This is a genomic window from Haladaptatus sp. (genome assembly GCF_049589095.1).
Classification (GTDB): domain Archaea; phylum Halobacteriota; class Halobacteria; order Halobacteriales; family Haladaptataceae; genus Haladaptatus.
The window spans coordinates 1-2,066 of record NZ_JBAWAC010000451.1 but is presented as its reverse complement, the minus strand read 5'-3'; the positions used below and the strand labels follow the sequence as shown (position 1 = coordinate 2,066).

The 2,066-nt window shown below is 60.0% G+C and carries 3 protein-coding genes; all 3 read right to left on the bottom strand.

Annotation, left to right across the window (positions count from 1 at the left end; all coding sequences use genetic code 11):
• A partial coding sequence (locus tag WBV42_RS14205) for a DUF1641 domain-containing protein (protein WP_423986609.1) occupies positions 1–584 on the bottom strand: 584 nt, incomplete at its 3' end.
• A 10-nt stretch (positions 585–594) separates the two neighbouring features.
• The gene (locus tag WBV42_RS14200; RefSeq protein ID WP_423986608.1) at positions 595–1,764 is read right to left on the bottom strand and encodes an NAD(P)/FAD-dependent oxidoreductase; all 1,170 of its coding nucleotides are present in this window, start codon (positions 1,762–1,764) and stop codon (positions 595–597) included.
• 145 nt (positions 1,765–1,909) lie between these two features.
• On the bottom strand, positions 1,910–2,066 hold a 157-nt coding region (locus WBV42_RS14195; protein ID WP_423986610.1), incomplete at its 5' end, for a sulfurtransferase.

The following is a 2,066-nucleotide window of genomic DNA, read 5'->3' as shown; positions in this document are numbered from 1 at the left end:
CGACGGGCGTCGGTGAACCCCTCGACGGCCATCCGGAGATCCGCGATCGGTTCGCGGTTGTTCCGAGCGACGTCCGTGAATTCGGGAACGAGGTCGTCGGCCAGTCCACGCGTTACGTTGAGCAGTTCGAGGAGTTCGATTAGTGCGTCGGCGTTCTCGCCGAGCCGTTCGAGGAGGACGACGGTTTCTTCTTTTTCGAACGCCGTTCGCAGTCGCTCGACTGTCGCACGGTTCTCGCGAACGACCGTGACGAGTTCGGGAGTGAGGTCCTCGGTCAGGCCGACGCTGACTTCGAGAACATCCAGCAGTTCGACCAACCGTTCCGAGTTGTTTCCGACCTTCTGGAGCAGGACGAGTGTCTCCTCGCGCTCGAACGCCATTCGAAGCTCACGGAGGGGTTCGCGGTTGTCGCGAGCGACGTCAGTGAGTTCGGGGACGAGTTCCTCCGCGAGGCCCTGCGTCGCGTCGAGGGCGTCGAGCAACGCGATGAGGTCCTCGGCGTTGTCGTCGATTTTGTCCACGAGCGCGTCGAGGTCCTCCGAGTCGCGTTCGAGGACCGCTTCCTGTGTCTGTGTATCACTCATTCGTGATCACCTACGGGAGCGGGTCGTAGCCGTGCAACCAGAGGTTCCAGTACACCGACGGCAGCACGTTGACGTCCAAAATCCAGTTCATCTTGCTCTCGACCGGCGCGGAGATGCTCTCCTCGTAGTCGAACTCCGCCATCATCGCCTTCCCTTTCCGCGTAAGGAGCGGACAGGCGGCGTATCCGGAGTACTCCGTTCGTGGCGCGCGCCCCTCGATGAGCGCTTCGATGTTGTCAGCGGCGACGTGCGCTTCTTTGCGGGCGGCGGCCGCGGTCTTCGAGTGCGGCGCGTTCTCACAGTCACCCAATGCGAACACGTCGTCGTACTCCGTGTGCTGCAGTGTGCGCTCGTCTATCGTCACGTACTCGCCGCTCTCGCTGCCCTCGGTCAGGGGGGAGCCTTCGGTGATTGCCGTCTGGCCGTACTGCGGTGTCACCGGTGCGAGGAGGTCGTATTCGATCTCCCGGCCGTCCGCGCTACGGACGATCTGTTCGTCGGGGTCGATTTCCTCGACGGAGAAGTTCGCTTCGAACTGTATGTCGCGGTCGTCCCACAACTCGTAGAGTTTGTCCCGGTAGGGTTGGACACCGAAGTGGTGGTCTGCGTTCCGGGTCATGATGAACTCCGTCTCCTCGCGGATTCCCTTGCGCCGAGCGAAATCCTCGGCGAGCATCGTCATCTTCAGCGGTGCACCGGGACACTTGATGGGCGTATCGGGTTGGGTGACCACGAACGTTCCCCCGTCGAAATCCTCGAACGCCTCCCGCATCGCCATCGCCGCTTCGTAGTGATAGAACGGGTAGACAGAATCGGTTTCCTCCCATCCTTCGAGTAGCCCAGGAATCGCTTCGGGCGCGAGGCGGTGGCCGGTGGCGACGACGAGGTAATCGTACTCGAAATCGCCCTCGGAACATTCGACGACCTTCTCGTCAGGATCGACGCCGGTTACCTCGTCCTGTACGAACTCCACGCCGTTCTCGAAGAGTTCGCGGATGTCTCGACTCTGCTCTTCGGCCTCGAGATAGCCGAAGGGAATGAGATAGAACGACGGCTGATACATGTGCTTCGTGCTCTTGTCGATCACCGTGATATCGGCGTCGGTACCCAACTTCCGTCGAAGGATGTTCGCCGTCATGGCACCACCCGTTCCCGCACCGAGAACGACTATTTTTACCATACCTACTCGATACGTGTGGTCCGACGCCAATCAAGCTGAAGATAGAAGCAATATTGTTGTGCAATACTCACAATATCGATGAATGGCGGAAATTTTTGTATCTTGAAGATCCGTCGGGTTAAAGCCGTTTGAAACGGAATCGGGCTCACTCGGTCTCGATCGGTGCGTCCACGAGGTTTCCCCATTCACTCCACGATCCGTCGTAGTTACGCACGGTCTCGTAGCCGAGCAGTTCCGAGAGGACGAACCACGATAGGGCGGAGCGCTCGCCCACGTGACAGTAGACGATGACGTCGTCGTCC